Below are 24,490 nucleotides of genomic sequence, written 5' to 3'. Positions count from 1 at the left end.
ACCCTGACCCTCGAGCGCATTGCCAATGGCTGGCCAAACAGCAATATCGACGCCCTCATGCCATGGAATTACCAGCGCTGAACGGCCTCAGCTGCCCGCTTACGCTCTAACCGGCATCCCGGTTGGTCAAGGCGATTTGGCAGCAGCCGGAACCGTGGCCCGGCGTCCAGGTGACGTTGTCGAAGCGCACTCCGGTGGCCTCGAACAGTCCGCGGTCGAAGGCGCCGGCGATGCGGCAGAGCGTGGCGAGCTTCTCGTCGCCGACGCCGGCTTCGACCCAGGCGTCCTTCAGCGGACAGCGCCTGACCTTGAAGGCGATGCGGTCCGGACCGCGTTCGACGTCGGTCGGATACATGCGGCCGCCATCCGGGCTGACGGCGAGGAACGCCTCGCCGATCGCCGGTGCATCGTTCGGGCCGAAATCGGCAAAGGCCGCCGCCGCAACCTCCTTGCCGCGTTGTTCGATTATATGGATCATGATCGCCTCGGCTTTTTCCGCGCCCAACTCCGCGGTTAGCTCGTCGAGGAATAGACGATAGAGATCGGCGCGGTTGCGGAAGGCGGAATCGAGTTCGCGCGACAGTTTTTCGGCTCGGGCTTCGGCGCCGGTCATGATACGTCCCGTTCGATCCTTGACAGTCTTGGCGCTGCCGCTGCCAGCTCCTTGCCGATCGCGGATTGCGGCGCGTCGATTACGCTGCGCGCATCGCCGCTCTCGGCAATCCGCCCGGCGTCCAGAATAGTGACCCGGTGAGCGATGGCACGGACGACACCGAGATCGTGCGAAATGAAGAGATAGGCGATGCGTTCCTCGCGTTGAAGGTCAAGCAGCAGCTGCAGGATCTGCGCGCGCACCGAAACGTCGAGCGCCGACACGGCCTCGTCGAGCACGACCAGCGACGGTTTCGTGGCGATGGCGCGGGCGATTGCAACGCGCTGGCGTTGGCCGCCGGAAATCTCGTGAATGGCGCGGCCGGCGAGACCGGGGCCGAGGCCGACGCGTTCCAGCAGAGCTGCAATACGGCGCGGGCGCTCGGGGCCAGAGGCGATGTGATGGATGCGCAAGGGGTCGTCGAGCACACGCGCGACTGTGGCGCGGGGGTTCAAGGCGGCGAGCGGATCCTGAAACACCATCTGAAGACGGGCGCGCCGGCCGCGCAAGGCAGCGCCGTTCAGTGACAGGAAATCGCTGCCTTCAAATTCGATATAGCCGGCGTCGGGTTCGATGAGCCGCAGCATCAGCCGAGCTATCGTCGACTTGCCGCTGCCGGAAGGTCCGGCCAGCGCCAGCGTCTCGCCGGGGTCGATGTGGAAGGAAACGTCGTCGACCGCGGCGATGATCTTGCCGCCGCGACTGTATCGTTTGGTCAGGCCGGAAACGGCGAGCAGCGGGTCGGTCATGTTCGCAACAGCGGCTCGGCGTCGAGGCCGAGATGAGCGTCAAGCAGCACACGAGTGTATGCGTGACGCGGCGCATTGACGATTTGGGCTGTCGAACCGAGCTCGAGCAGCTCGCCATGCCGGAACACCGCGATGCGCTCTGCAAGCTCAGCGGCCAGCGCGATGTCGTGGCTGACGAACAGCAGCGTCATGCCGTCCTCGGCTACCAATTGCCGAATTAGCGCGACGATCTCGGCCTGCACGATGGTGTCCAGCGCGCTGGTCGCCTCGTCGGCGATCAGCAATCTCGGACCGGCCGCGATCGCCGCGGCGATGGCGACACGCTGCTTCTGGCCGCCCGAGAGCTGGTGTGGAAAGGCGCAGAGGGCAGCGTCCGGATCGGGCAGGCGGACGCGCTCGAGCAGGGTTTTTGCCTTGGCATAGGCGTCTCGCCAACTGAAGCCGAGATGGGTGTAGGCGACTTCCGCGATCTGCTTGCCTATTGGCATCACCGGATCGAGACTTGCGGATGGGTCCTGGAAAACGAAGCCGATATCGCGGCCGCCGATAGGGGTGTGGCTTGTCGCAATGACGAATGGTCGGCGCTCTGTCGCGCCCCCCTCTGTCCTGCCGGACATCTCCCCCTCAAGGGGGGAGATTGCGCTTTCATCTCTGCCTTCGCCAATCACCGAAGCTGGCGGAAAGCAACCGGCTGCGAAACTACCGATCTCCCCCCTTGAGGGGGAGATGTCCGGCAGGACAGAGGGGGGTGCCTTGCCACCAAACATTGGTGGCGGGCGCAAGAGCCAATCGATGCGGCCTTCGATCCTGGCGGTGGCCGGCAGCAGGCCGGCAATGGCCAGCGCCAGCGTGCTCTTGCCGGAACCGCTTTCACCGATGACGGCAAAGCGCTCGCCGGCGGTGATGTCGAAGCCGACATTCTTCAGCGCCGCTACCTCGGCGCCGTCACGGCGATAGGTCACCGTCAGATTGCGGATCGAAGCAAGCGCCGTCACGACAGGCTCCTCCTCATCGCCGTGGTCTCGACGACGCCTTCGCCGGCGAGATAGACGCCGAGCACGGTGAGCACGAGCGCTACGCCCGGAATGATCGACAGGAAGGGCGCGGTGCGCAGCACGGCGCGGCCTTCGGCGATCATGCCGCCCCAGGTAACCCGGTTGGGATCGCCGAGGCCGAGAAAGGACAATGCCGCTTCGGTGAGAATCGCCGCGGCGACGATCACCGACGACAAAGCCATTACCGGCGGCAGCGCATTGGGGAGCACCTCGCGAAAGGCGATCTCCAACGGATGCATGCCGATGACGCGGGCGCCGGCAACAAAATCGCGCTCGCGGATCGACAGCACTTCGGCCCGCGCCACGCGTGCCGGTCCGGTCCAGGCGCCAAGCGCGATCGCCGCGACGACGACGCCGAGCGACGGCCCGACGATGCTCACGAAAGCCAAAGCCAGCAGGAAGGCTGGCACGGTCTGGAACGCGTCGGCGATGCGCATCAGCATCTCGTCGACAAGGCCGCCAGCAAAGCCGGCCACGGTGCCGATCACGGCGCCGATGGCAAGGGCGGCGGCTGCTGCTGCCAGCCCGACCGCCAGCGAGGTACGGGCGCCGTGGAGAAGCTCGGCTAGCACGTCGCGGCCGAGGCGGTCGGTGCCGAGTGGCAACGACCAGTCCTGGAACGGCGGCAGCAACGCCGGCCCGGCAATCGCCTGCGGATCGCCGGGAAAGAACAAGGGTGCGGCAAGCGCCACGGCAAACAGCGCCGCCAAGATGACCGCGCCGGCGATCGCTTCCGGGGTCCGGAGAAAGCGGCGAAGCGGGCTCACGCGCCGGCCTCACTGGCCCCGACGCGCGGATCGAGGAAGGCGTAGGCGATGTCGACGAGAAGGTTGATGATGACGACCAGGACAGCGCTGACGAGAATGATGCCGAGCAGTAGTGGGGTATCCCGCGCGGCCACCGCTTCCTGCGCCAGTCGGCCGAGGCCGGGGACGGAAAAGACGCTCTCGATGACGACGCTGCCGCCCAACATCTGCGCGGATTGCAGGCCGAGCATGGTGACCAGCGGCAACAGTGCGTTGCGTGCGACATGGGCGAGCACGATGCGGCGGCGGGAAAGTCCCCTGGCACGGGCGGCCAGCACAAAGTCCTGTCGCCACACCTCGGCCATGCCGGCGCGCATCATGCGCAGATAGAGCGCGAGATAAATGAAGCCGAGCGCCGAAACCGGCAGGACGAGATGGCGGGCGATATCGGCGGCGCGATCGAGGCCGGTCCTGGCCGAGACGATACTCTCGATGCCGCCGATCGGAAACCAGCGCAGGTCGACGGCGAAGACAATGATCAGCACAAGCCCGAGCCAGAAGCCCGGCACGGCATAGAGCGCCAGCGAACCGATGGAGAGGAAGCGATCGCGGAAGCTGCCGGGTCTGGCGCCGGCATAGATGCCGAGCGCCGAGCCGAGGCCGAAGGAGAGCGCGGTGGCGCTGCCCATCAACAGCAGCGTGTTGGGCAGGCGTTCGAGGATGACATCGCGGATCGGCCGCGAAAAGCTGACCGATTGGCCGAGATCGAGATGCAGCAGCGCCCAAAGATAATTGGCGAGCCGTGTCAGCTCCGACTGGTCGAGCCCCCAGCGGTGACGCAACAGCTCGATCATGCCGGCGTCGCCGCCGGTCGAGACGATGTAGGCATCGACCGCGTCGCCGGGAGCGGCTTCGAGCAACAGGAAGGTGCCGATGACGACAATCAGCAGCACGAAGATGCTGCCGACGAGACGGCGGCGAAGGAGGATGACGGCGCGGGTCATGGCGCAACGCCGATAGGAGAGCCAAGTCTTCGGTGCCGCGCTCTACGGCGCCCCCCTCTGTCCTGCCGGACATCTCCCCCACAAGGAGGGAGATTGGCAGTTTCGGCGTTGCCGGCCGTCTTGCAACGCTGGAGATTGGCAAAAGCGACAATGACAGCCGATCTCCCCCCTCGTGGGGGAGATGCCAAGTGGTGGCAAAGAGGGCAGGACAGAGGGGGGCGCGAAAAAGCTCTCATCGCTGAAGCTGAGTACCCACACAAGCGGCGCGCAAGTCTGAAGAGACTTCCTTACCCCTCCAGCCAAGTGTCCGCCCAGTTCGATACCGCCCAGCGCGGGTTGTTGGCGATGTTGTTGACCGTATCTCGGGCGACGCTGATGAAACTCCATTCGGCGACGTTGATCAGCGGCAGGTCGGCGGCAACTTTTCTCTGGAACTCCGTGTAGAGTTCAGTGCGGGCGGCGGTGTCGAGCGTCTCCGATGCCTTGGCGATCAGGGCGTCGAGATCGGCATTCTTGTAGCCACCCTGGTTGGAGAAGGGCACGCCGTCAGGAATACCGCTCTGCACCAGGATGGTGGTCGAGATCGCCGGATCGCCGCGGAACACCGGCGGCCCGACCGCAAGGTCGAAGGCGTGATCGGTGTAAACCGCCTTGATATGCGCGGCAGAGTCGTTGTTGACCAGCTGGGCGTCGATGCCGATGGCGGCGAGCGCCTGGCGCAGATAGTCGCCGAACTGCTTGGTTTCGTTGAAGTAAGGCGCCGGCAGCAATCTCAGTGAAAAGCGCTTGCCGTCATCGCCCCGGCTGTAGCCGGCCTCGTCAAGCAAGGCGTTGGCCTTGGCGACGTCGAAGGCGTAGGTCGGCACGTCGGCGGTGTAGAATTGCGGGTCGTTTTTCGGCACCGGGCCAGTGGCGGTGGCGGCATAGCTAAGGAATACCGTCTTGACGACGAAATCCTTGTCGATGGCGTGAGCGATCGCCTGGCGTACTTTCAGGTCGGCCAGCTCCTTGCGGCGATGATTGATCTCGACGACGAGCTGGTAGGTCAGCCCTTCATAACCCTTGGTGATCACCTTGAGACCGGGCACTTTGGAGATGCGGTCGAGATCGGCCAGGGGCACGGCGGAGAAGGCGGCGAGCTGGATCTCTTCGGCTTCCAGGGCGCTGGCCGCCGACGTGCGGTCCGGCAGCACCTGATAGATGATCTCGTCGAGATAGGGCTCGTCCTTGCCCCAATAGTCGGTGTTCTTCTCCAGCCGGTAATATTCGCCGGGCTTGTGTTCGGCAAATTTGAACGGTCCGGTGCCGACCGGGGCGTTGTTGGCCGGGTTATCCTCGATCTTTCCGGTCTCGTAGATGTGCTTGGGCACCACGCTGCTCAGCGCCGGCAAGGCGTTGCGGATCAGCTGGAACGGTGTCGGCTTGGCGAATTTGAACACGGCGGTGGTTTCGTCCGGCGTGTCGACCGCCTCCAGATCCTTGAACACGGTGCGGCCGAGATTCTGCAGCGGCTTCCAGACCTGCAGCGCCGAGAAGGCGACATCGGCTGAGGTGAATGGCTTCCCATCATGCCATTTGACGCCCTCGCGCAGTTTGAACGTCACCGACAGGCCGTCGGCGGCACCTTCCCAGCTGAGCGCCAGGCGCGGATCGAGCCCGTCCTTGCCGCCGAAGGAGGCCTCGGCCAAGGTTTCCACGATCTTGCTCGAGATGAAGAAGACGCCGTTCGAGGCGACAATCGCCGGATTGAGATTGCGCGGCTCGGAATCGGCGGCGACAACCAGTCGTCCGCCCTTTCTCGGCGTCTGCGCCGAGCCGATCGTCGGCATGGCGGTGGAGGCCAACAGCAATGCCGAACCGGCCAGCATTGTACGTCTGGAAATGGTGAACTCTGGCATGATCGAACTCCGTCCTCTCCGCGGACCCGGCCGGGTCCGCCGTACCCCTCGGACGCTCGTAAGCATCCTGCAAAGCTGATTATGGGCCTTGTGCGGGGTTTCGCCAAAGACGGAATTGGCGCATCTCTACGTGGCTTTGAAATTTCCGTCCGCTGGACCAGTTGTACAGAAAACGGTTCGACGCGCGGTTCTAGCAGGACCAGACTGGAGTAAAGTGCAGCAGGTGGAGCAGCTTTTGGGGCTGGTTCGCCCGTTCTGGCTGGACCAGATCGGTCAAAATGATGCAGATTTAAGCATAGCCGAGGTTCAGAGCCGGAAAAGCCGGTGCCGGCGAGCGGCCGGCTAAGGGATTTCAGGGAGAGAGACATGAACATTGCCCCAGGCAAGAATGCCGTCGGCAGCGTGCCGTTCGACCAGGCCAGGGTGGACGGGCTGATGGAGGAGGCCGGCATCGACGTGCTGCTCGCCACCTCCAAGCACAACACGCAATATCTGCTTGGCGGCTACAAGTTCATCTTCTTCGCCGCCATGGATGCAATCGGCCACAGCCGTTATCTGCCTGTCGTCGTCTATGAGAAAGGTGGGCCGGAGCATGCCGCCTATATCGGCAACCGCATGGAAGGCGGCGAGCACCAGAATCATCCGTTCTGGACGCCGACACTGCATGCCGCCTGCTGGGGTACGCTCGATGCCGCCAATCTGGCGGTCGAGCATTTGCGAAAGATCGGCAAGGGCAATGTCCGCATCGGCATCGAGCCCGCCTTCCTGCCGTCCGACGCCTATATGCTGATCCGCAACGCGCTGCCGGATGCCAAGCTGATCGATGCGACTGATATGCTGGAGCGCATGCGGGCAATCAAAACCGAGGCGGAGCTGGAAAAGCTGCGCATCGCTTCGGAGCTGATCACCGATTCCATGCTGGCGACCATCGGCTGGGCACGCGAAGGCACGACCAAGAGCGAGATCATCGAACAGCTCAGGCGCGAGGAGACCAATCGCGGCGCGCATTTCGAATATTGCCTGTTGACGCTAGGCTCCAGCCACAACCGCGCCGCCTCGCCGCAGGCGTGGAGGAAGGGCGAGGTGATGTCGATCGATTCCGGCGGCAACTACCACGGCTATATCGGCGATCTTTGCCGCATGGGCGTGCTGGGCGACCCTGACGCCGAACTCGAGGATCTGCTGGCCGAGATCGAGACAGTGCAGCAGGCGGCCTTCTCCATGGTCAAGGCGGGCACGCTGGGCGGTGACATGATTTCTCATGCCGAAGGCGTGCTGAAGAAATCCAAGGTTGCGGCCTGTACCGATTTCTTCGCGCACGGCATGGGACTGATCACGCACGAAGCGCCATTCCTGATGACTAACCATCCGGTGACCTATGAAGGCACCTATGCTGCAAAGCCGCTGGAGAAGAACATGGTGCTTTCGGTCGAGACGACCATGCTCCACCCGACGCGCGGCTTCATCAAGCTGGAGGACACGGTGGCGGTGACCGATGCCGGCTACGTCATGTTCGGCGATCGGGGCCGGGGCTGGAACAGGGGCGGGGGCGGCTTAGGCGCTGGTACCTAGCCCGTTCTTGAGATTACCTCGTCCGAGCAAATAATTGGTCACGCCAGCGAGCATTTGCCGATATGGAACGCGAACTGCCCAAGCAGGTCTTTATCGACGGGTGCGAGCAGATCTCCATGGAGTTCGAACCGATTGGGTTCCGCTTTGCGAAAAGCGGTCCTCATGCGAGTCGTCGGGCCGGCGACTGGGCATTCAAAATCTCTTTTCAATCAAACTATCTGAACGTCGGCGGCGAGTACGTCGAACTCGTCGTGCATGCGTCGGTCTACAGCAAGGCAATAAAGGAGTGGGACGAGCGAAGCGCTTGGCCCGCCAGTGCCAGCGATTGGGTCGCCGGTGGACAGCTTGGCAATTTGCGAACCCCGCATCATTGGCGGACATGGAACATCGCAAACCCGCATACCCGCCAGGCTGAAATCGCGAACATCGTTGCCAACATCCAAACGACTGTCCTGCCGCTCTTCGAACGTTTCGACGTTCCGCGCAAACTAGCCGAACAGGTCGCATGTTCTGAGGTTCCGGGCTTCATGTTCCCTGAAAATGCTGTTCGATTTGTACTCTGGCAGCTTGGTCCAGAGGCAGCGGAAAACTGTTTGTCCTATTGGGTGGCGCGCTTACCTTCGCCGGATGCTTTCCGATCAGAGCGCGATGTCCCCACTTTGCCGGATAGGCTCGCTCTGGGAAGCGATACTAACAACCTAGCAAGGGTCGCTCGTGCGATGAAGATTGGCCTCAGCCTGTGACATTATCTGCCCGGCGGGATCAACCTGAAATCCGGCAACTCCCGCAACGCCAGTTCCGGCCCGGCCGGCGAATAGACGACGAAAAGCTGCATCGGCCCGTCGCCGGTATTGAGCGTCGAGTGGAAGCGGCTTTCCGGCACATAGATGGTGCAGCCGGGGCCGACTTTCTCGACGACCGGGTTGCCTTTCTCGTCTTCGACCATCTGTTCGCCATTGCCTGAGATGACAAAGATGATCTCCTCCGCACCCGGATGGTTATGACGCGTATGGCCTTTGCCTGACGGTAGGTCGACGACACCACCGGAAAATCGCTTTGCGCCGTTCACTTCGGGAGCGACTGTCAGCGACAGCCTGCCCCAGTCGAAGCCGAAGGCGCTGACGTCTTTTGGATATACGAATACCTTGCTGTTGTCGGTCATCGTCCCACCCTTCTTTTTGCTGGTCTCTACGCAGCGCCGAACGTAACGGCCTTGAAATCCGCCGTCTGCCTGGCGATCGAGGCTTCCGCCGGCAGCCGCTCCATCGAACTGGCGCCATAGAACCCGTGCAGGCCCTTGCAGCGCTCGAGAATATATCTGGCGTCGTCCGGCATCGAGATCGGCCCGCCATGGCAAAGCAGGATCATATCCTCGCGCACTGAGCGTGCCGCTTTGGCGATGGCGTCGATCTCGCTCACACAGTCGTCCAGCGATTTAGCCGATGTCGCGCCAATCGAGCCGCCGGTGGTCACCCCCATATGGGCGACGACGATGTCGGCGCCAGCTGTTGTCATGGCGCGCGCCTCGTCTGGGTTGAAGACATAGGGCGTGGTCAACAGGTCGAGTTTGTGAGCCTCGGCGATCATGTCGACCTCGAGCCCGAAGCCCATGCCGGTTTCTTCAAAACTCTGCCGCATCTGGCCGTCGAACAGTCCGATGGTCGGAAAGTTCTGCACACCGGAAAAGCCCATCGTCTTCAACTCGGCCAAAAGCAGCGGCATGATGACGAAGGGATCGGTGCCGTTGACGCCGGCCAGCACCGGCGTCTTCTTCACTACCGGCAGCACTTCGTAGGCCATTTCCTTGACGATCTCGTTGGCGTTGCCATAGGCGAGCAGGCCGGCGGCCGAGCCGCGCCCGGCCATGCGGTAGCGGCCGGAATTGTAGATGATGATCAGGTCGATGCCGCCGGCTTCCTCTGCCTTGGCCGACAGGCCGGTGCCGGCACCGCCGCCGACGATCGGCACGCCGTCCGCGATCATCTTGCGGAATTTCTCCAGGATTTTCTTGCGCGGTATGGCGGCCATGTCTTGGTGTCTCACTGTCTGGCGATGTCGAGGAAGGCCGTTGTGGCAGCCCAGGCGAATTCGGGGTCGTTGATATGAAGCGGCAGGCGCAGCACGCGCCGCGTTTTGGCGGGTTTGATGGTACGCTCGATCGCCTCGAACAAAGCGGCATCGGCTTCAGGGTCGAAGAAGGCGCCGCCTTCAATGTCGAGCGCCGACACGCCTTTCTCCGGAATGAGGAAACGAACCGGACCCTGGCAGAGGCTCAGCCTTGTACCGATCCATTCGCCGATCGTTCTGCTTTCGTCGGCAGTGGTGCGCATCAGTGTGACGTTTGGATTGTGCTCATAGAACAGCCGGCCGCGATAGCGTTCCGGAATTGTCGGCGGCGCCCAGAAATTGACCATGTCGAGCGCGCCGACCGAGCCGACATAAGGCAGCCCGGCGCGGGCGATGGCGCCAAAGCGATCTTTGGTCGCCGGCAGCACGCCGCCAAGCACCAAGTCGCAGACTTCGGTCGTTGTGATGTCGATGACGCCTGACAACAGGCCGCTGTCGGCCAATTTTTCCATGGTGCGGCCGCCGGTGCCGGTGGCATGAAAGACCATGCAGTCATAAGTCGAACGAAGCTCATCGGCGATCGCGGTCACGCATGGCGTGGTGACGCCGAACATGGTCAGGCCGAGCGACGGTTTGCCGTCGGCCGGCGGCGCCGGCTTTGCCGCCATGCCTGATATCGCCTGGGCGGCATTATGCAGCACGACACGGGAAAGCCGGTTGAGGCCGGCCATGTCGGTCACCGACGGCATCATGACGATGTCGGAGATGTCGACATAAGGTGCGGTGTCGCCGGAAGCCAAGGTCGAAACCATGATCTTGGGCAGGCCTAGCGGCAGCGTGCGCATTCCTGCGGTGATGATCGAGGTGCCGCCACCGCCGCCAATGCCGATAATCCCGGCAATATCGCTGCGCGACTGGACAAACCGGGCAAAGGCGGCGGCCATTGCCGCCACCGCGGTGCCGCGATCGTCGACGCCGAGCACGGCATTGCGACCCTCGGAATGGTGGCTGGCGACCTCGTCTGCCGAAACATCGACCGGCACGGTCGCGCCGCGTGTTCCGATGTCGACACGGGCAATCGAAGCGCCGGTAGCCGCGACCGCATCGGCCAGAAATGCGAGTTCCTCGCCCTTGGTGTCGGCGGTGCCCACCACATAGATGCGCTTCATCGCGTTTCCCCGGTCTTGGGCGTGTTCGGCGCTGCCGCCCCTTTTTGCCCGGCCGTTCGACGGCGCGAAGGGCCATTGCAATTTTTTGAGACACGCGTATCGTATTGACATGAATGTCTCACGTCAACAAGCGGCAATGGACGACGATGCCAGCCAAGGGCCGAACCCCCAAGTAGAGCGCGGGGCCCGCGCGCGCACCAGGCGTCTCATGCTTGAGACGGCGACAAAGCTGATGCAGGCGGGCGCCACGCCCTCCGTCAGCGAGGTGGCGGAGGCAGCGGAGGTCTCGCGCGCCACCGCCTATCGGTATTTTCCGAGCCAGGCGGCGTTGGTGCAGGCGGTGGTCGATGAGGGGCTTGGGCCGATCCTTACGTGGAAATCGAGCTCTGCCGATCCCGAGCGCCGGGTCGCCGAGCTGTTCGAGACCGCCATGCCGCGCATCGAGGTCTTCGAAGCGACGTTCAAGGCGGCGCTGAAACTGTCGCTCGACCAGTGGGCGCAGCGACAGGCAGGCACGCTTGACGGCGAACCTGCCTTCACGCGCGGCCATCGCGTCGATCTTTTGAAAGATGCGATCGCGCCACTCAAAGGCCGGTTGCCGCCGCGCGAATTCAAGCGGCTCGCGCAGGCGCTGTCATTGATCTTCGGTGTTGAGGTGCTGATCGTTTTAAAGGATATATGGGGATTGGATAGCCGCAGTATGATGTCGGTTGCGCAATGGGCGGCCGGCGCACTGGTGCGTGCGGCGGTGACGGAATCGATGGCTGAAAGTGACGGGATCGCGCCGACGAGGGCCGTTAGATGAGGCCAATCTGGTTCGACCAGATTTTCAGCCTGACCATTTGTGCTACTAGCGATGCAGCGGCCCAAGTAAGGCACTTATGTATCAAGGAGTAGGAAAATTCAGGGAAAACAGGCAGATATCGCAGAAGCCAACTTGTCTGCGTGTCCGCCACCGTCCAAGAAAGAGCTTGACGTTCGTCTTAGATTGGTAATACCAGATCAGGACAAATAAAGCGGATCAAAGGGTGAAGGCTAAGATCCGTTTCGGTCGAACGAGGAGGCTCAAAAACCGGAACGGTGCCGTCACGGGAGGACTACCAGGGCCGGCCTCGCCGCCGGCTCGCATGACGCGGTAGAATGCGCACAAGGGAGGAAATCATTATGCGCAAGACAATGACCAGCTTGCTTGCTGGTATCGGCCTAGTGCTCGCCTGCGGAACGTCCGTCTACGCGCAGGAAAAGGAACTTACAATCTTCTGGGCGGAATGGGATCCGGCCAATTACCTGCAGGAACTCGGCAACGAGTACGAGAAGGAAACCGGCGTCAAGATCACGGTGGAAACCACACCGTGGCCCGACTTCCAGACCAAGGCCTTCACCGAGTTCAACGCCCATGGCGACGCCTACGATATGGTCGTCGGCGACTCGCAATGGCTCGGTGCCGGCTCGACCGGTGGCCACTATGTCGACCTGACCGACTTCTTCAACAAGCACAAGGTCGGTGAAGTGATGGCACCGGCCACGGTGAAATACTATGCCGAATATCCGGGCGGCAGCAGCAAGTACTGGGCCATTCCGCTCGAAGGCGACGCCGTCGGCTGGTCCTATCGCAAGGACTGGTTCGAAGACCCCAAGGAAAAGGAAGCCTTCAAGGCCAAGTATGGCTACGATCTCGACGTGCCGAAGGATTTCAAGGCGCTACGCGACATCGCCGAATTCTTCTACCGGCCGGACCAGAAAAAATACGGCATCGCCATCTACACCGACAATTCCTATGACGCGATGGCGATGGGCTTCGAAAACGCGCTGTTCTCCTTCGGCGGCGAGCTGGGTGACTATAAGACCTACAAGGTCGATGGCTTCATCAACTCCGACAAGGCGATCGCGGCGCTCGACGCCTACAAGGAACTCTACAAGTTCACGCCTCCGGGCTGGGCCAAGTCGTTCTTCGTCGAGGACAACCAGGCGATCACTGAAAACCTGGCCGCGATGAGCATGAACTACTTCGCGTTCTTCCCCTCGTTGATCAACGAGGCGTCGAACCCGAACGCCAAGAACACCGGCTTCTTCGCCAATCCTCCCGGCCCGAACGGCGACCAGTTCGCCGCACTCGGCGGTCAGGGCATCTCCATCGTTTCCTACTCGCAGAAGCAGGAAGAGGCGACGAAGTTCCTGGAATGGTTCATCAAGGACGAGACCCAGAAGAAATGGGCAGCGCTCGGCGGCTACACCTGCAGTGCCGCCGTGCTCAAGTCGCCCGAATTCCAGAACGCCACGCCCTACAACAAGGCGTTCTACGAGACCATGTTCAAGGTCAAGGACTTCTGGGCGGTTCCGGAATATGCGGAACTGCTGCAGCAGCTCAACCAGCGCATCTATCCTTACATGATCGGCGGCGAAGGCACCGCCAAGGAGACGCTGGACGCACTGGCAGCCGACTGGAACGCGACCTTCAAGAAATACGGCCGCGGCCAATAAGTATGAAGTTTCACGGAGGGGGCGTTCGTGCCTCCTCCGTTTCTTTTTCTGATTTTTGAACCGGGAGCAGAGTCTTGGCGACCACGATGATCACCACGCTGGACAGGTCCTCGCGGGCCGCCGCTCGCGGTCTAAGCGACATTTCGATCCGCAATCTCTTCATCATCCCGACGATCCTGTTTCTGATCGTCTTCAACATCTTCCCGCTGATCTATTCGCTGGGCTATTCGTTCACCGATTTCCGCGCCTCGACCAGCGCGGCGGCGAATTTCGTCGGGCTGCAAAACTACCGCGACCTGCTCAGCGATCCCTATGTCTGGTCCAACTTCGCCATCACCGCAAAATACGTCATCATCTCGGTCGCCGGCCAGCTGCTCGTCGGCTTCGGCGTGGCCATGCTGCTCAATCGCGACATTCCGCTCAAGGGCCTGCTGACGACGCTCCTGTTGTTGCCGATGATGCTGTCGATGGCCGTCGTCGGCCTGTTCTGGAAGCTGCTCTACGATCCGTCCTTCGGCATCATCAATTATGCGCTGGGCCTCGGCACCTTCGAATGGCTGTCGGATCCGAAAATGGCGCTCTATGCGGTCGCGCTGACCGACATCTGGATGTGGTCGCCCTTCGTCATGCTGTTGTCGCTGGCCGGCCTGTCGGCCGTGCCCAAGCATCTCTACGAGGCAGCCGCGATCGACAGGGCCGGGCCGTTCTACACCTTCTTCCGCATAACGCTGCCGCTGGTTGCGCCGATCCTGATGATCGCGGTCATCTTCCGCACCATGGAGGCGTTCAAGACCTTCGACCTCGCCTACATCCTGACCAGCCAGCCGACGGCCGAGCTGATCTCGATCCGGCTCTACAAGATGGCGTTCCAGGAATGGCAGACCGGGCGTTCCTGCGCGCTCGCCTACATCGTGCTGATCATGGTGCTGGCGATCACCAACATCTATGTCAAGTACCTCAACAAGGTGAAGGAGCGCTGAGATGGCCGCAGTCCGCACTTCTTCCGAAATCACCTTCAACCGGGTCGCCATCGTCGCTGTCCTGCTGGTGACGATCATCTTCCTGGCGCCGATCTACTGGATCGCCTCGACGGCGTTCAAGCCGCGCAACCTCGCCACCACCATTCCGCCGACGGTGGTTTTCCAGCCGGAGATATCGCCCTTCGTCAAGTTGTTCACCAAGCGTTCGCAGCTGCGCAGCCCGCCGTCGCCGGAGGAGTACGCGGCTGCGCCGTGGTGGGAGCGCGTGGTCTTCAATGGGGGCGAAAAGATCGTGCGCGACGGCAAGGGCCAGGTGCAGTGGTCGGGCTATCCGAGCCGTTTCATGAACTCACTGATCGTTGCCATAACCTCGACCGTCCTGGCCGTCGGCATGGGCACCTTCACCGCCTATGGGTTCTCTCGCTTCAAGGTAAAAGGCGAGGCGGACCTACTGTTCTTCATCCTGTCGACACGCATGCTGCCGCCGGTGGTCGTGGCCATTCCGATGTTCCTGATGTACCGGGCGGTCGGCCTCAACGATTCCCATATCGGCCTGATCATCCTTTACACCGCCTTCAACCTGTCCTTCTCGGTGTGGCTGATGAAAGGCTTCATGGACGAGATCCCCAAGGAGTATGAGGAGGCGGCCCTCGTCGACGGCTATACGCGCATGGAGGCCTTCTTCAAGATCGTGCTGCCCGAGGCCGCCACCGGCATCGCCGCTACCGCCGTGTTCTGCTTTATCACGGCGTGGAACGAATATGCCTTCGCACTGATCATGACCAGCCGCCGTGCCCAGACAGCACCGCCCTTCATCCCCAGCCAGGTCGGTTCCGGCCTGCCGGACTGGACGGTGATTGCCGCCGGAACCTTCCTGTTCCTGCTGCCGGTCGCGATCTTCACCTTCCTGCTCCGCAACCACCTGTTGCGCGGCATGTCGTTTGGAGCGATCCGCAAATGAGCTTTCGCGACATCAACCAGAAATATCTCGAACCGGGCAGCCAGGTGCTGATGGTGCTCGGTATCATCGCGCTCTGCCAGCCGTGGAACATGCTGCTGCACAGCTATGGCGTGACCATCATCCTGATCGGCCTGATCGGCTTCAACATCACCTCCAAGATCGCGCCGGAGGAGAAGGCCGGCACCGGGCAAGGGGCAAATCCGGGGGCACAGCATTGACCCAGATCGAGCTTCGAGGCGTCCAGAAATATTTCGGCGCCGTCCAGGTCATCAAGGACCTCAACCTGAAGATCAACGACAACGAGTTCATCGTGCTGCTCGGCCAGTCGGGCTGCGGGAAGACGACGACGCTCAGGGCGATTGCCGGGCTGGAGACGATCGACGGCGGCGACATCCTCATCGACGGCAAGCCGGTCCAGCACCTCAAGGCCGCCGATCGCGATATCGCCATGGTCTTCCAGTCGTTCTCGCTCTATCCGCATATGAGCGTCTATGAGAACATCGCCTTTCCGCTCAGGGCGACGCGCAAGAGCAAGGCCGAGATCGACAGCGAGGTGCGCTCGGTCGCCAAGACGCTGCAGATCAGCGATCTCCTCGCCAAGAAACCGTCGGCGCTGTCGGGCGGCGACATGCAGCGCGTGGCGATCGGCCGAGCCTTGGTGCGGCGGCCGAAGGCGATGCTGATGGACGAGCCGATCGGGGCGCTCGATGCCAAGCTGCGCGAGGAGATGCGGGCCGAGATCAAGCGGCTGCACATCAAGCAGGGCTCGACCAGCATCTACGTCACCCACGACCAGATCGAGGCGATGAGCCTCGCCGACCGCATCGTCATCATGCATGAAGGTGTGCTGCAGCAGGTCGGCTCGCCGGACGAGGTCTATTCGCACCCGGCGAATCTTTTCGTCGCGCAATTTGTAGGCAGCCCGGTGATGAACGTCGCCGACACTTCGGTGACCGAGAAAGCCTCATCGGCCTCGGTCACGGTCGGCGATGCGGCCGCCGGTTTCGAATTCCCGCGCGCCTTGCTGTCGAAGCTCAACGGCCATGCCGGCAGCCAACTCGCGCTCGGCATCCGGCCGGAAGGCGTCCTCGTCCGCCGCGAAGCCGCCGAGGGGTTCCTGCCGGTGGAGACGCAGATCGTCGAGCCGCTCGGGTCCTTCGACATCGTCGACCTCAAGGTCGGCTCCAAGATGCTGCGTGCGCGCACCAAGAGCGGCTTCATCGGCGGCCCCGGCGAAAGAGTCTTCGTCAGAATCGATCCCAGCCAGGCGCATTTCTTCGACACGGCGAGCGGCAAATCGCTGGGAGTGAGACTCTGATGGCCCACATCCAGCTCAAGAACATCTCGAAGAAGTTCGGCAACCATACTGCTTTGACCGGGCTCGATCTCGACATCGCCGATGGCGAGTTCTTCGTTCTGCTTGGCGAGACCGGCGCCGGCAAGACGACGACGCTGCGCATGATTGCCGGCTTGGAAAAACCGAGCGAAGGCCAGGTCTTCATCGACGGCGTCGATGTCGCCGACTGGGGCGCGGCCGAGCGTGACGTGGCGCTGGTGCTGCAGCAATATTCGCTGTACCCGCGCTATACGGTGCGCCAGAACCTCGAATTTCCGCTGAAGCCGAAGATCCGCCGGCTGCCCGATGCCGAGATCAAGGATCGTGTCGACCGCGCGGCCAGGACGCTGAGGATCGAGCATCTGCTCGACCGCAAGACCGACAGGCTTTCAGGCGGCGAGATGCAGCGCGTCTCGATCGGTCGCGCCATCGTGCGCAAGCCGCGGGTATTCCTGATGGACGAGCCGTTGTCGGCGCTCGACGCCAAATTGCGCGAGGCGCTGCGCACCGAATTGAAGAACCTGCAGATGCAGCTTGGCGCCACCTTCCTGTTCGTGACGCATGATCAGATCGAGGCGATGTCGATGGGTGACAAGGTCGGCGTGCTCAACCATGGCCGCATCGTCCAGACCGGCACGCCGTACGAGATCTATAACAATCCGCGCGACACCTACGTGGCAAGCTTCGTCGGCTCGCCGCCGATGAATCTCATCGACGGCAAGCTCGTCAACGGACGTGCGGTGATGGCGCCGCTCAATTTCGAATTGCCGTTTGCAGGGGGTGCCAAGACTTCGGGGGGTGCCAAGACGGGCGCGGCGACCGACGGTCGCCCGCTCGTCTTCGGTATTCGTCCCGAGGACGTCTATCTCGAGACCGGCGCGCCGGTCGAGGCGCGGGTCCATGACGTCGAGAACCATGGCGTCGAGAAGATCCTGACGCTGCGGGTCGGCGACGCCATGCTGCGCGCCACCGTGCCTGCCAGGACCGACGTCCAGATAGAGCAGCCGGTGCGCTTTGCCTGGAACCCGGACAAGGTGGTGCTGTTCGACAAGGGCAGCGGAATAAGCCTGCGTCACGCCGGCTAAGTACAAGCGTCTTTACTGCGCTAGAGCGGGATGCGTTCAAAGTGAACCGTGTATCCCGCTCTATCCATGTGTTTTAGCCGCATTTGTGCGACGCCACGTAATTCCACTTGGCTGCGAAATGCTCGAGTCTTCCCGTCATCCCCCGTACGGGGGATGCGGATGCTCCGATTTGTCGAATAGGCTGATCCTTTGGTCCCAAACGGGCTTTGCAAGCCCAATTTGGAGGCCCAAAATGGAGGGTTGGCTATGGGAAATCTGTTCCGCAGTTTTGCGACGATCCTGCTCGTCGCCGGTATGGGATTGTCGGCGGCGCATCTGGGCGAGGCGCAGGCAGCCAAGAAAGTTGTCGCCGGCGCGAAGGTCGACGCCAAAAAGATCAAGGACCTCAACGGCACGGTCAATCTGTCCACCAGCGACTGCAAGCTGTTGTTGAGCGGCACCGTCGTGGAAGTCTCGGATGGCAGGTGCGGGGCCTCCGGCAAATATTGCAAGAGCAGCGCCGGCTCGGCCTGCATCACCGAGCAATAAGCCGGCCAACGTTTAGCCGGCCTGGCGGATCTCCGCCTGTTCCTCGGCCCGGAAATGGCTGGGCGGCGATCCGATGACCCGTTTGAAGGCGCGGCTGAAGGAGGCGTCGGATTCGTAGCCGAGGCGCGCCGCGACGACGGAAATCTTGAGCCGGTCGCGGACCAGCCATTGCCTCGCCTGGTGCATCCGCACCTGCGTGACGTACTTTGCCGGTGTTTCGCCGACAATGGTTGCGAAGCGCTCGGCGAAACCTGATCGCGAGGCACCCATCATCTTCGCCAGAGCCTCCACCGTCCAGTCGCGGTTCGGTTCAAGATGGATCGCGGCCAGCACCCGGCCGATCTCGCGGTCCCTGACCGCCGCAATCCAACCGGAAGAGTCGCCGCAGCCGCGCTCGACCCATGAGCGGATGACGGTCGCGGCGAGCACATCGGCCAGCCGCGCCAGGATGCCGCCGGAGCCGACGCGCTCCATCGTCACCTCGCGGGCCATCGCTTCCAGCAAATGCGGGATACCTGGCTCATAGGCCTCCAACTCATGTGCGCGCATCACGTCCGGCATCATGCCGAGCAAGGGGTGCAAGCCATCGAGATTGAAATACATGCTGCCGAAAAACAGCAAGGTCCCCGGACGGCAGCCGGGCATGCCGTCATTCGACATGCAATAGACACCCTTGCAGATTTCCTCGACCTCATAGCCGTGGATCGGCGCCGCCTCGATACCCGGCTCGCTCGCCAGTGTGTGGGCTGAGCCGCGCGGCAACAATACCGCGTCGCCCGCCTTGAGCTCGACCCATTCACCGGACGGCTGCAGCAACCAGCAGCCTTTGCGGCCGATGAAATGAAACCGTGCCGCCGCCTGAGCCGGAAAATGGATGCCCCAGGGTTCCTTCATCTCGCAACGGCCGTAATCGACGCCTTCGAGGCGCAATCCGCGCAATATGTCTGTCAGCGGATCACCGGTGACGGGGATTTTGGACGAACGGTCAAGCATAATGGTGTTTCTAGCATGGAAGCTCCAGACGGTCACTCCCTATGTTGCACTGCAGCCAGATTCTGCCCTGCAACCAGATCGGAGATCCCTCATGAGCGAACCCGCGACAGGCGTCATGGACGCCGTTCTCGACCCATCGGAAACCGGCGAACGATCCGAGCCCGCATGGGGGGCGGTGGTCTCCCTGGCGCTCGGAGTCTTTGGCCTGGTGACCGCGGAATTTCTGCCTGCCAGCCTGCTGACGCCGCTTGCGCAGGATCTCGGCATCACCGAAGGCGCCGCCGGGCAGGCGGTAACGGCCACCGCCGTCATTGGCGCGATTGCGGCGCCGACCATGGCTATTGTCACCAAGCGGCTGGACCGCAGGCTGGTCATGTTGGCGCTGACGGTGCTGCTTGTGCTGTCAAACCTGGTGGCCGCGTTTGCGTCCTCGCTTCCCGTTCTTCTGATTGCCCGCATCATGCTCGGGATCAGTCTTGGCGGCTTCTGGTCGATGTCGGCAGCCATGGCGATGCGGCTCGTTCCGATGCGGCTGATGCCGCGCGCCATGTCGATCATTCTCACCGGCGTTTCGGTGGCGACGGTCTGCGCGGCTCCGGTCGGCGCCTATGTCGGCGACATCTGGGGCTGGCGGACGGCGTTCATGATCGCCGCCGTGGTCGGTGCGCTGGCGCTGCTGGTGCAGGTGGCTACCATTCCGAAGCTGCCGCCTGCAGGTACGGCAGGTTTTCGCACGCTGCTGGAGGTGATGAAGCGGCCGATGATCAGGGTGGCACTGCTGGTGGTGCTGCTGGTCGCCTCGGGACATTTTGCCGGCTTCACCTATGTCCGCCCGTTTCTCGAGAAGGTGCCCGCGCTGGACATCGAGACGATCTCGCTTGTGCTGCTCGCCTACGGCATTGGTGGCTTCTTCGGCAATTTTGCCGGCGGCTTCATTGCCGAACGCAGCCTCAAGGCAGCCGTCAGCCTAGCGCCCCTGCTGATCGCGTTTTCGGCGCTCCTGCTGCTGGTGGTCGGAGGTTCACCCGTCGTGGCTGCAATAGCAGTGGCCAGCTGGGGCTTTGCCTTCGGCGCCGTCCCAGTCGGGCTGCAGACCTGGCTGGTGCGGGCCGCTCCCGATCAGGCGGAAAGCGCCGGTGGGCTCATGGTCATGACGTTCCAGGTCGCCATCGCGTTGGGCGCCGTCTTCGGCGGCCTGCTGGTCGACAATACCGGCGTTGCCACCGCCTTCGCCTATTGCGCGGCGGCGACGTTGCTTGCGGCACTGGCGGCGTTCTTCCTTGGCCCCAAGCCGATCGACGACCCTAAGGCCTAAACGGAACGGCCGTCGAAGTCGAAGACCGGCACGGCGGCGACGTCCAACGCCTCGATGCAATTAATATTGATATAGGCACTTCGCCCGCTCCCTTCGCCGACATCCTCGGCGAAGGGGTGAATGCCGCAGCTGCGGCAGAAGCGGTGGGCGATGACATGGTTGCTGAAGCTGTAGCGGCCGAGATCATCGCCCCAGGCAAGCACCCGCATGCTCTCATGCGGAACTGCCCATAGCAGTGCACCCTTGCGCGAGCAGATCGAGCAATTGCACCGAACGGCTCCGGTCAGCTCGCCTTCGACCTCGAACGCGACCTTGCCGCAGTGGCAGCTGCCTTGGTAGAGCATCGGGCCTTCCTCCTTCGGTTCGACAGGTGCAAATCCGACCGTGCCGGGCTATGTCTCCTGCGGCCCGTTTCTGGCTGCTACCTTAAGACGTTGTAAGCGCGCGGAGTCCGACACCGAAAAATGCAATCAGCCCGCGATCACCTCGAAGCAATTCTTTCGCCTCTTGCCGCTCGCGTCGACGATGAGAGGGTTTTCGTAAAGCTCTACCCGGAAGCCGCACGGGCGGCGGCGGACGCCACCGATGCGCGGCGAAAAGCCGGCGTCACGCTCGGGCCGCTCGATGGGGCGATCGTCTCGATCAAGGATCTGTTCGATGTCGCCGGCGAGCCGACCACGGCGGGCTCTCTGCTGCTCGCCAACGCAGCGCCGGCGCTGCGGGATGCCATTGTCGTGCAACAGTTGCGCCAGGCCGGTGCAATCATCCTCGGCAAGACCAACATGACCGAGTTCGCCTTTACTGCGATCGGCGTCAATCCACATTATGGCACGCCCGGCAATGCTAGCGATGCCAGCCGTATTCCGGGCGGCTCCTCCTCAGGCGCCGGCGTTTCGGTGGGCGAAGGCACCAGCGAAATCTCCATCGGTTCCGATACCGGTGGTTCGGTGCGCATTCCGGCATCGCTGAATGGCGTCGTCGGTTTCAAGCCGACTGCGCGGCGCGTGCCGCTTGCGGGTGCGTTTCCGCTGTCAGCCACGCTGGACTCGATCGGTCCGCTGGCCCGCACCGTCGCCGAATGTGCGGCGGCCGATGCAGTGATGTCGGGCGAAAACCTGGCGGCACTGTTGCCGCTGCCGCTGGGCGGCCTGCGCATCGGTATTGCGCGCGGCGTGCTGTTCGATGATACGCAGGAAGAGGTCGCGACGACGTTCGACCGGTGTCTGCGTAAGATAGAGCTTAGCGGCGCACGGCTTGTGGGGCTGTCGATCGACGACCTGCTTGCCGATCTGCGCGTGGCAACCCAACGCGCGTCGATCGCGGCGATGGAAGGGGCGGAGATCCATGCCGACTGGCTGGCGACGGGAGCGACGAGGCCGGTCGACCCGCGGGTAAGCGGGCCATTGGCGCGCGCCGCCGCCATTCCGGCCACGGTCTATATCAGGGCAATGCGCCGCCGCACGGCCCTGGCCGCCGCGATGGATGACCGGCTGGCGTCGGTCGACGTGCTGGCCCTGCCGACCACACCGGTGACGGCGCCGACGATCGTGTCGATGACCAGCGACGAGGCTCTGTGCAACAGGACGGAAGGCCTTCTGCTGCGCAACACGCAGGTCGCCAACCAGTTCGATCTATCAGCCATCTCGCTGCCGATGCCGGGAATGACGCGTCCGGCCGGGCTGATGCTGCTGGCGCGCAATGGCCATGACCATCACCTGCTGCGCATCGCAGCGGGCGTGGAGGGGCTGCTTGCAAATTGATCGGATAGCGCGTGTCAGCGCGACGAGCAGTGGCCGCGTTCGCTGTCCTTGGCGGCGCGTTCGATGCTGGTGGCGACCAGCCAAGGCAGGGTGTACCGCTTGCCGTTGAAGGTCCGGGTGCGGTTCTCGATCGAGCCGACAACAACGACCTTGCCGGCATAGAGCTTGTCTGAAAGATCGAGCGCCTTGTCTTGCTGCGGCAGGCGATCGATGTCGATTGAAACGCCTTTGATGAGCTTCCTAGCAGCGAGGTCGAGTGCGCTGTTCGATGGACAGGGTGCCGCCACGCAGCGTATGCCGTTGTCGCAGAACACGTAACTACCCTGTCCGTTGGCGAAGGCTTGCGCCGTCGCCACGCAGAAGCCGGCGGTCAGCAGGAATTTTGTGACGCTTGCCATGCCGGCACCATCGCCGGCGAATTCGGGAAAATTGGGGCGCTTTCAGAAATCGGCAGGGAACCGCCGCCGGTAGTGCTCGACCACTTCGGGGTTGCGCAGATTGACCGGCAATCTGTTGGCCAGCACCAGCAAGGCTTCGCCAGCCGCGCCGACGCCCATGCGCATCATCGACTGCTCGGTGATCCCAGCCATGTGCGGGGTGACGATGACGTTGTCGAAGCCGAAATAAGGATGGTTGGGCGGTAGCGGTTGTGTAGCAAAAACATCGAGCGCAGCGCCGCCGATGCGGCCCTTCTGCAAGGCCTCGATCAGCGCGTTGTCATCGATCACCGGCCCGCGCGAAACATTGATCAGCAGCGCATCCGGCTTCATCCGCTCAATGCGCTCGCGGCTGATCAGCCCCCGTGTTTCGGGCGTCAGCGGGCAGCACAGAACGATGATGTCGCTCTGTTCGATGAGTGCATCGATCGACAGGAAGCCGACCCTGTCCGGCGCCGGCCGCATGCTGCGCGTCGTCGCCACCACATTCAGATCGAACCCATGGGCGGCGATGTGGCCAACCGCCTGACCGATCGCGCCGAGGCCGACAATGCCGATCGTCTTGCCCGCTAGCTCGCTGGCCACCACCGTGTGTTCGCGGCCCGCCAGCCAGCCCTTCGCACGCAAGTCGCGGTCCAACACACGGAAGCGCCTAAGTAGCGCCAGCGCCGCGAACATCACATATTCGGCGACAGATCGCGCGTTCACCCCCGGCACGTTCGCCACCAGCACGCCGGCCGCATTGGCCGCTTCCATCGGTACCATGTCCAGCCCGGCGCCGTGGCGTATCGCGGCCCTGAGCTTCTTCGCGCCTTCGAAAAGCGCCGCAGGCAAGGGAGCGCGAACGATGATGACATCGGCGTTCCTCGCCTCGGCGGCCAGCGTGGCCGCATCGAGGGCGGAAGCAACGACGAGTTCGCCGGCCCCGGTCAGCATGGAAGCGGCACGAGGGTGCAGTCTGTGTGTTGACAGGATCTTGGGCATTTCAGGCCTTTTCGAGCGCAGGGCTTTCCGGTTCCGCCCCACGCCCCTCGATCAGCCCCTTCCAGTAGCTTTCCGCGCCTTGCAGGTGGGCGCTCATCAGCGCCTGGGCGAGATTGCCGTCGCGGCGCAGCAGCGCCTCGTAGATCTGGATATGCTCGGCATGGGAGCGCACGCTGCGTTCGGGATCGTTGAAATAGATCGGCAGGCGCAGCTCACCCATCATGTAGTAGACGCTGCAGATATTGTGGAAGACGCTGTTCTTGGTCGCCCGCACGATCTCGAGGTGGAACTCGCGGTCTTCCCGGGCAAGCCCTTCACCGGCGGCGATGCGATCCTCGGAGGCCTTCAGGATCTCGCGCAGCCGCTCGAAATTCTCCTCGGTGGCGCGTGAACAGGCAAGTTCGGCGGCCTTGATCTCGTGGATCTTGCGCAACTCGACCGTCTCGTAGATCTGGACGGGATCGAGCGGCAGGCCGGCGCGGGCGAACAGCGCCATCGCCTCGACGCTCGCCTGCTTCGTATCGATGTAGATGCCGGATTTCGCCCGTCGCTCGACGATGCGCATGGCCTCGAGAATGGCCAGCGCCTCGCGGATCTGGCCGCGGCTGACGCTGAAATGCTCTGCCAGTTCGCGCTCCGACGGCGTGCGGCCCGTCTCCTTGTCCGAATGGGAGAACAGATAGGCGGCGAGTTCCGCGAGAAGGTTCTTTTCTTTCAT

At 62.9% G+C, this 24,490-nt stretch carries 26 protein-coding genes; 12 read left to right on the top strand and 14 right to left on the bottom strand.

All coding sequences use genetic code 11. From position 1 onward, the window contains the following. Nucleotides 1-106: 106 nt before the first annotated feature. The 6 genes from NKI59_RS06860 to NKI59_RS06835 all read right to left on the bottom strand — a co-directional run bounded on the left by NKI59_RS06860 (nucleotide 107) and on the right by NKI59_RS06835 (nucleotide 6,104). Nucleotides 107-613, bottom strand: coding sequence for an L-2-amino-thiazoline-4-carboxylic acid hydrolase (locus NKI59_RS06860; RefSeq protein ID WP_352703166.1), 507 nt, complete (start codon nucleotides 611-613; stop codon nucleotides 107-109). Next, nucleotides 610-1,401, bottom strand: a complete 792-nt coding sequence (locus NKI59_RS06855; RefSeq protein ID WP_352703164.1) for an ATP-binding cassette domain-containing protein — start codon at nucleotides 1,399-1,401, stop codon at nucleotides 610-612. Before NKI59_RS06855 ends, NKI59_RS06860 begins: the two co-directional genes overlap by 4 nt. Then, complete coding sequence (locus NKI59_RS06850; protein ID WP_352703162.1) at nucleotides 1,398-2,396, bottom strand: ABC transporter ATP-binding protein; 999 nt, start codon at nucleotides 2,394-2,396, stop codon at nucleotides 1,398-1,400. Before NKI59_RS06850 ends, NKI59_RS06855 begins: the two co-directional genes overlap by 4 nt. Then, a complete protein-coding gene (locus NKI59_RS06845) occupies nucleotides 2,393-3,223 on the bottom strand; it encodes an ABC transporter permease (protein WP_352703160.1) in 831 nt (276 codons plus the stop codon). The genes NKI59_RS06850 and NKI59_RS06845 overlap by 4 nt, the downstream gene beginning before the upstream one ends. Then, nucleotides 3,220-4,206 carry an ABC transporter permease gene (locus tag NKI59_RS06840; protein WP_352703158.1) on the bottom strand — a complete coding sequence of 329 codons (987 nt, stop codon included), beginning with the start codon at nucleotides 4,204-4,206 and terminating at the stop codon, nucleotides 3,220-3,222. The genes NKI59_RS06845 and NKI59_RS06840 overlap by 4 nt, the downstream gene beginning before the upstream one ends. A gap of 287 nt (nucleotides 4,207-4,493) precedes the next feature. Next, nucleotides 4,494-6,104: an ABC transporter substrate-binding protein gene (locus NKI59_RS06835; protein WP_352677668.1), complete on the bottom strand. Its 1,611-nt coding sequence runs from the start codon at nucleotides 6,102-6,104 to the stop codon at nucleotides 4,494-4,496. 366 nt (nucleotides 6,105-6,470) lie between these two features. Here NKI59_RS06835 and NKI59_RS06830 point away from each other — a divergent pair, with 366 nt between their 5' ends. After that, a complete protein-coding gene (locus tag NKI59_RS06830; RefSeq protein WP_352703156.1) occupies nucleotides 6,471-7,676 on the top strand; it encodes a M24 family metallopeptidase in 1,206 nt (401 codons plus the stop codon). A 62-nt stretch (nucleotides 7,677-7,738) separates the two neighbouring features. Further along, nucleotides 7,739-8,419: a DUF4304 domain-containing protein gene (locus tag NKI59_RS06825; protein WP_352622262.1), complete on the top strand. Its 681-nt coding sequence runs from the start codon at nucleotides 7,739-7,741 to the stop codon at nucleotides 8,417-8,419. 2 nt (nucleotides 8,420-8,421) lie between these two features. Here NKI59_RS06825 and NKI59_RS06820 read toward each other — a convergent pair whose 3' ends face one another. From NKI59_RS06820 to NKI59_RS06810, 3 genes are read right to left on the bottom strand one after another with little or no spacing between them, the layout of a single operon-like run. Continuing rightward, entirely contained in the window at nucleotides 8,422-8,838 is a 417-nt protein-coding gene (locus NKI59_RS06820; RefSeq protein ID WP_352456830.1) for a cupin domain-containing protein, read from the bottom strand. A gap of 26 nt (nucleotides 8,839-8,864) precedes the next feature. After that, nucleotides 8,865-9,704, bottom strand: a complete 840-nt coding sequence (locus NKI59_RS06815; protein ID WP_352456829.1) for a phosphoenolpyruvate hydrolase family protein — start codon at nucleotides 9,702-9,704, stop codon at nucleotides 8,865-8,867. Between the two features lie 11 nt (nucleotides 9,705-9,715). After that, entirely contained in the window at nucleotides 9,716-10,912 is a 1,197-nt protein-coding gene (locus NKI59_RS06810; protein ID WP_352703154.1) for a Tm-1-like ATP-binding domain-containing protein, read from the bottom strand. Nucleotides 10,913-11,021: 109 nt separating this feature from the next. Between NKI59_RS06810 and NKI59_RS06805 the strand changes: the two genes are divergently transcribed. The 8 genes from NKI59_RS06805 (at nucleotide 11,022) to NKI59_RS06770 (ending at nucleotide 18,283) form a co-directional block, all read left to right on the top strand. Next, entirely contained in the window at nucleotides 11,022-11,717 is a 696-nt protein-coding gene (locus NKI59_RS06805) for a TetR/AcrR family transcriptional regulator (protein ID WP_502901030.1), read from the top strand. A gap of 359 nt (nucleotides 11,718-12,076) precedes the next feature. Next, complete coding sequence (locus tag NKI59_RS06800) at nucleotides 12,077-13,393, top strand: ABC transporter substrate-binding protein (protein WP_352456826.1); 1,317 nt, start codon at nucleotides 12,077-12,079, stop codon at nucleotides 13,391-13,393. 74 nt (nucleotides 13,394-13,467) lie between these two features. Continuing rightward, on the top strand, nucleotides 13,468-14,373 hold the full coding sequence (locus NKI59_RS06795; RefSeq protein ID WP_023722315.1) for a carbohydrate ABC transporter permease: 906 nt from the start codon (nucleotides 13,468-13,470) through the stop codon (nucleotides 14,371-14,373). 1 nt (nucleotide 14,374) lies between these two features. Then, on the top strand, nucleotides 14,375-15,334 hold the full coding sequence (locus NKI59_RS06790) for a carbohydrate ABC transporter permease (protein WP_292661213.1): 960 nt from the start codon (nucleotides 14,375-14,377) through the stop codon (nucleotides 15,332-15,334). Then, nucleotides 15,331-15,552: a hypothetical protein gene (locus tag NKI59_RS06785; protein ID WP_023675179.1), complete on the top strand. Its 222-nt coding sequence runs from the start codon at nucleotides 15,331-15,333 to the stop codon at nucleotides 15,550-15,552. Before NKI59_RS06790 ends, NKI59_RS06785 begins: the two co-directional genes overlap by 4 nt. Beyond that, nucleotides 15,549-16,652: an ABC transporter ATP-binding protein gene (locus NKI59_RS06780; RefSeq protein ID WP_023675180.1), complete on the top strand. Its 1,104-nt coding sequence runs from the start codon at nucleotides 15,549-15,551 to the stop codon at nucleotides 16,650-16,652. The genes NKI59_RS06785 and NKI59_RS06780 overlap by 4 nt, the downstream gene beginning before the upstream one ends. Next, nucleotides 16,652-17,755 (top strand): ABC transporter ATP-binding protein, encoded by a 1,104-nt coding sequence (locus NKI59_RS06775; protein ID WP_023675181.1) that lies wholly within the window; start codon nucleotides 16,652-16,654, stop codon nucleotides 17,753-17,755. Before NKI59_RS06780 ends, NKI59_RS06775 begins: the two co-directional genes overlap by 1 nt. 246 nt (nucleotides 17,756-18,001) lie before the next feature. After that, nucleotides 18,002-18,283 (top strand): hypothetical protein, encoded by a 282-nt coding sequence (locus NKI59_RS06770; RefSeq protein ID WP_352448400.1) that lies wholly within the window; start codon nucleotides 18,002-18,004, stop codon nucleotides 18,281-18,283. A gap of 12 nt (nucleotides 18,284-18,295) precedes the next feature. Here NKI59_RS06770 and NKI59_RS06765 read toward each other — a convergent pair whose 3' ends face one another. After that, nucleotides 18,296-19,276 carry an AraC family transcriptional regulator gene (locus NKI59_RS06765; RefSeq protein ID WP_352703152.1) on the bottom strand — a complete coding sequence of 327 codons (981 nt, stop codon included), beginning with the start codon at nucleotides 19,274-19,276 and terminating at the stop codon, nucleotides 18,296-18,298. A 91-nt stretch (nucleotides 19,277-19,367) separates the two neighbouring features. Between NKI59_RS06765 and NKI59_RS06760 the strand changes: the two genes are divergently transcribed. After that, nucleotides 19,368-20,591, top strand: a complete 1,224-nt coding sequence (locus NKI59_RS06760; protein WP_352703150.1) for an MFS transporter — start codon at nucleotides 19,368-19,370, stop codon at nucleotides 20,589-20,591. On the opposite strand, the gene NKI59_RS06755 is transcribed toward NKI59_RS06760, so the two are convergent. Next, nucleotides 20,588-20,935: a GFA family protein gene (locus tag NKI59_RS06755; RefSeq protein ID WP_352703148.1), complete on the bottom strand. Its 348-nt coding sequence runs from the start codon at nucleotides 20,933-20,935 to the stop codon at nucleotides 20,588-20,590. The genes NKI59_RS06760 and NKI59_RS06755 overlap by 4 nt on opposite strands. A gap of 120 nt (nucleotides 20,936-21,055) precedes the next feature. Between NKI59_RS06755 and NKI59_RS06750 the strand changes: the two genes are divergently transcribed. Then, nucleotides 21,056-22,351: an amidase gene (locus NKI59_RS06750; RefSeq protein ID WP_352703146.1), complete on the top strand. Its 1,296-nt coding sequence runs from the start codon at nucleotides 21,056-21,058 to the stop codon at nucleotides 22,349-22,351. Nucleotides 22,352-22,365: 14 nt separating this feature from the next. Here NKI59_RS06750 and NKI59_RS06745 read toward each other — a convergent pair whose 3' ends face one another. Genes NKI59_RS06745 through NKI59_RS06735 form a run of 3 tightly spaced genes read right to left on the bottom strand, consistent with a single transcriptional unit; the run spans nucleotide 22,366 to nucleotide 24,490 of the window. Beyond that, the gene (locus NKI59_RS06745) at nucleotides 22,366-22,749 is read right to left on the bottom strand and encodes a DUF6748 domain-containing protein (protein ID WP_352703144.1); all 384 of its coding nucleotides are present in this window, start codon (nucleotides 22,747-22,749) and stop codon (nucleotides 22,366-22,368) included. Between the two features lie 42 nt (nucleotides 22,750-22,791). After that, nucleotides 22,792-23,772 (bottom strand): hydroxyacid dehydrogenase, encoded by a 981-nt coding sequence (locus NKI59_RS06740; RefSeq protein WP_352644064.1) that lies wholly within the window; start codon nucleotides 23,770-23,772, stop codon nucleotides 22,792-22,794. Between the two features lies 1 nt (nucleotide 23,773). Further along, complete coding sequence (locus NKI59_RS06735) at nucleotides 23,774-24,490, bottom strand: FadR/GntR family transcriptional regulator (RefSeq protein ID WP_292661187.1); 717 nt, start codon at nucleotides 24,488-24,490, stop codon at nucleotides 23,774-23,776.

Source organism: Mesorhizobium sp. M0598, from assembly GCF_040320865.1.
GTDB lineage: Bacteria > Pseudomonadota > Alphaproteobacteria > Rhizobiales > Rhizobiaceae > Mesorhizobium.
Note: the sequence above shows the minus strand (reverse complement) of the source record. Positions and strands in the feature narration are given on the sequence as shown.

What these genes read in the sequence shown, in the direction of transcription:
- NKI59_RS06860 (WP_352703166.1), bottom strand. Translation starts at nt 613, where the DNA reads ATGACCGGCGCCGAAGCCCGAGCCGAAAAACTGTCGCGCGAACTCGAT.
- NKI59_RS06855 (WP_352703164.1), bottom strand. Translation starts at nt 1,401, where the DNA reads ATGACCGACCCGCTGCTCGCCGTTTCCGGCCTGACCAAACGATACAGT.
- NKI59_RS06840 (WP_352703158.1), bottom strand. Translation starts at nt 4,206, where the DNA reads ATGACCCGCGCCGTCATCCTCCTTCGCCGCCGTCTCGTCGGCAGCATC.
- NKI59_RS06835 (WP_352677668.1), bottom strand. Translation starts at nt 6,104, where the DNA reads ATGCCAGAGTTCACCATTTCCAGACGTACAATGCTGGCCGGTTCGGCA.
- NKI59_RS06830 (WP_352703156.1), top strand. Translation starts at nt 6,471, where the DNA reads ATGAACATTGCCCCAGGCAAGAATGCCGTCGGCAGCGTGCCGTTCGAC.
- NKI59_RS06825 (WP_352622262.1), top strand. Translation starts at nt 7,739, where the DNA reads ATGGAACGCGAACTGCCCAAGCAGGTCTTTATCGACGGGTGCGAGCAG.
- NKI59_RS06820 (WP_352456830.1), bottom strand. Translation starts at nt 8,838, where the DNA reads ATGACCGACAACAGCAAGGTATTCGTATATCCAAAAGACGTCAGCGCC.
- NKI59_RS06815 (WP_352456829.1), bottom strand. Translation starts at nt 9,704, where the DNA reads ATGGCCGCCATACCGCGCAAGAAAATCCTGGAGAAATTCCGCAAGATG.
- NKI59_RS06810 (WP_352703154.1), bottom strand. Translation starts at nt 10,912, where the DNA reads ATGAAGCGCATCTATGTGGTGGGCACCGCCGACACCAAGGGCGAGGAA.
- NKI59_RS06805 (WP_502901030.1), top strand. Translation starts at nt 11,022, where the DNA reads ATGAATGTCTCACGTCAACAAGCGGCAATGGACGACGATGCCAGCCAA.
- NKI59_RS06800 (WP_352456826.1), top strand. Translation starts at nt 12,077, where the DNA reads ATGCGCAAGACAATGACCAGCTTGCTTGCTGGTATCGGCCTAGTGCTC.
- NKI59_RS06790 (WP_292661213.1), top strand. Translation starts at nt 14,375, where the DNA reads ATGGCCGCAGTCCGCACTTCTTCCGAAATCACCTTCAACCGGGTCGCC.
- NKI59_RS06785 (WP_023675179.1), top strand. Translation starts at nt 15,331, where the DNA reads ATGAGCTTTCGCGACATCAACCAGAAATATCTCGAACCGGGCAGCCAG.
- NKI59_RS06775 (WP_023675181.1), top strand. Translation starts at nt 16,652, where the DNA reads ATGGCCCACATCCAGCTCAAGAACATCTCGAAGAAGTTCGGCAACCAT.
- NKI59_RS06770 (WP_352448400.1), top strand. Translation starts at nt 18,002, where the DNA reads ATGGGAAATCTGTTCCGCAGTTTTGCGACGATCCTGCTCGTCGCCGGT.
- NKI59_RS06765 (WP_352703152.1), bottom strand. Translation starts at nt 19,276, where the DNA reads ATGCTTGACCGTTCGTCCAAAATCCCCGTCACCGGTGATCCGCTGACA.
- NKI59_RS06760 (WP_352703150.1), top strand. Translation starts at nt 19,368, where the DNA reads ATGAGCGAACCCGCGACAGGCGTCATGGACGCCGTTCTCGACCCATCG.
- NKI59_RS06755 (WP_352703148.1), bottom strand. Translation starts at nt 20,935, where the DNA reads ATGCTCTACCAAGGCAGCTGCCACTGCGGCAAGGTCGCGTTCGAGGTC.
- NKI59_RS06750 (WP_352703146.1), top strand. Translation starts at nt 21,056, where the DNA reads ATGCAATCAGCCCGCGATCACCTCGAAGCAATTCTTTCGCCTCTTGCC.
- NKI59_RS06745 (WP_352703144.1), bottom strand. Translation starts at nt 22,749, where the DNA reads ATGGCAAGCGTCACAAAATTCCTGCTGACCGCCGGCTTCTGCGTGGCG.
- NKI59_RS06740 (WP_352644064.1), bottom strand. Translation starts at nt 23,772, where the DNA reads ATGCCCAAGATCCTGTCAACACACAGACTGCACCCTCGTGCCGCTTCC.
- NKI59_RS06735 (WP_292661187.1), bottom strand. Translation starts at nt 24,490, where the DNA reads ATGAAAGAAAAGAACCTTCTCGCGGAACTCGCCGCCTATCTGTTCTCC.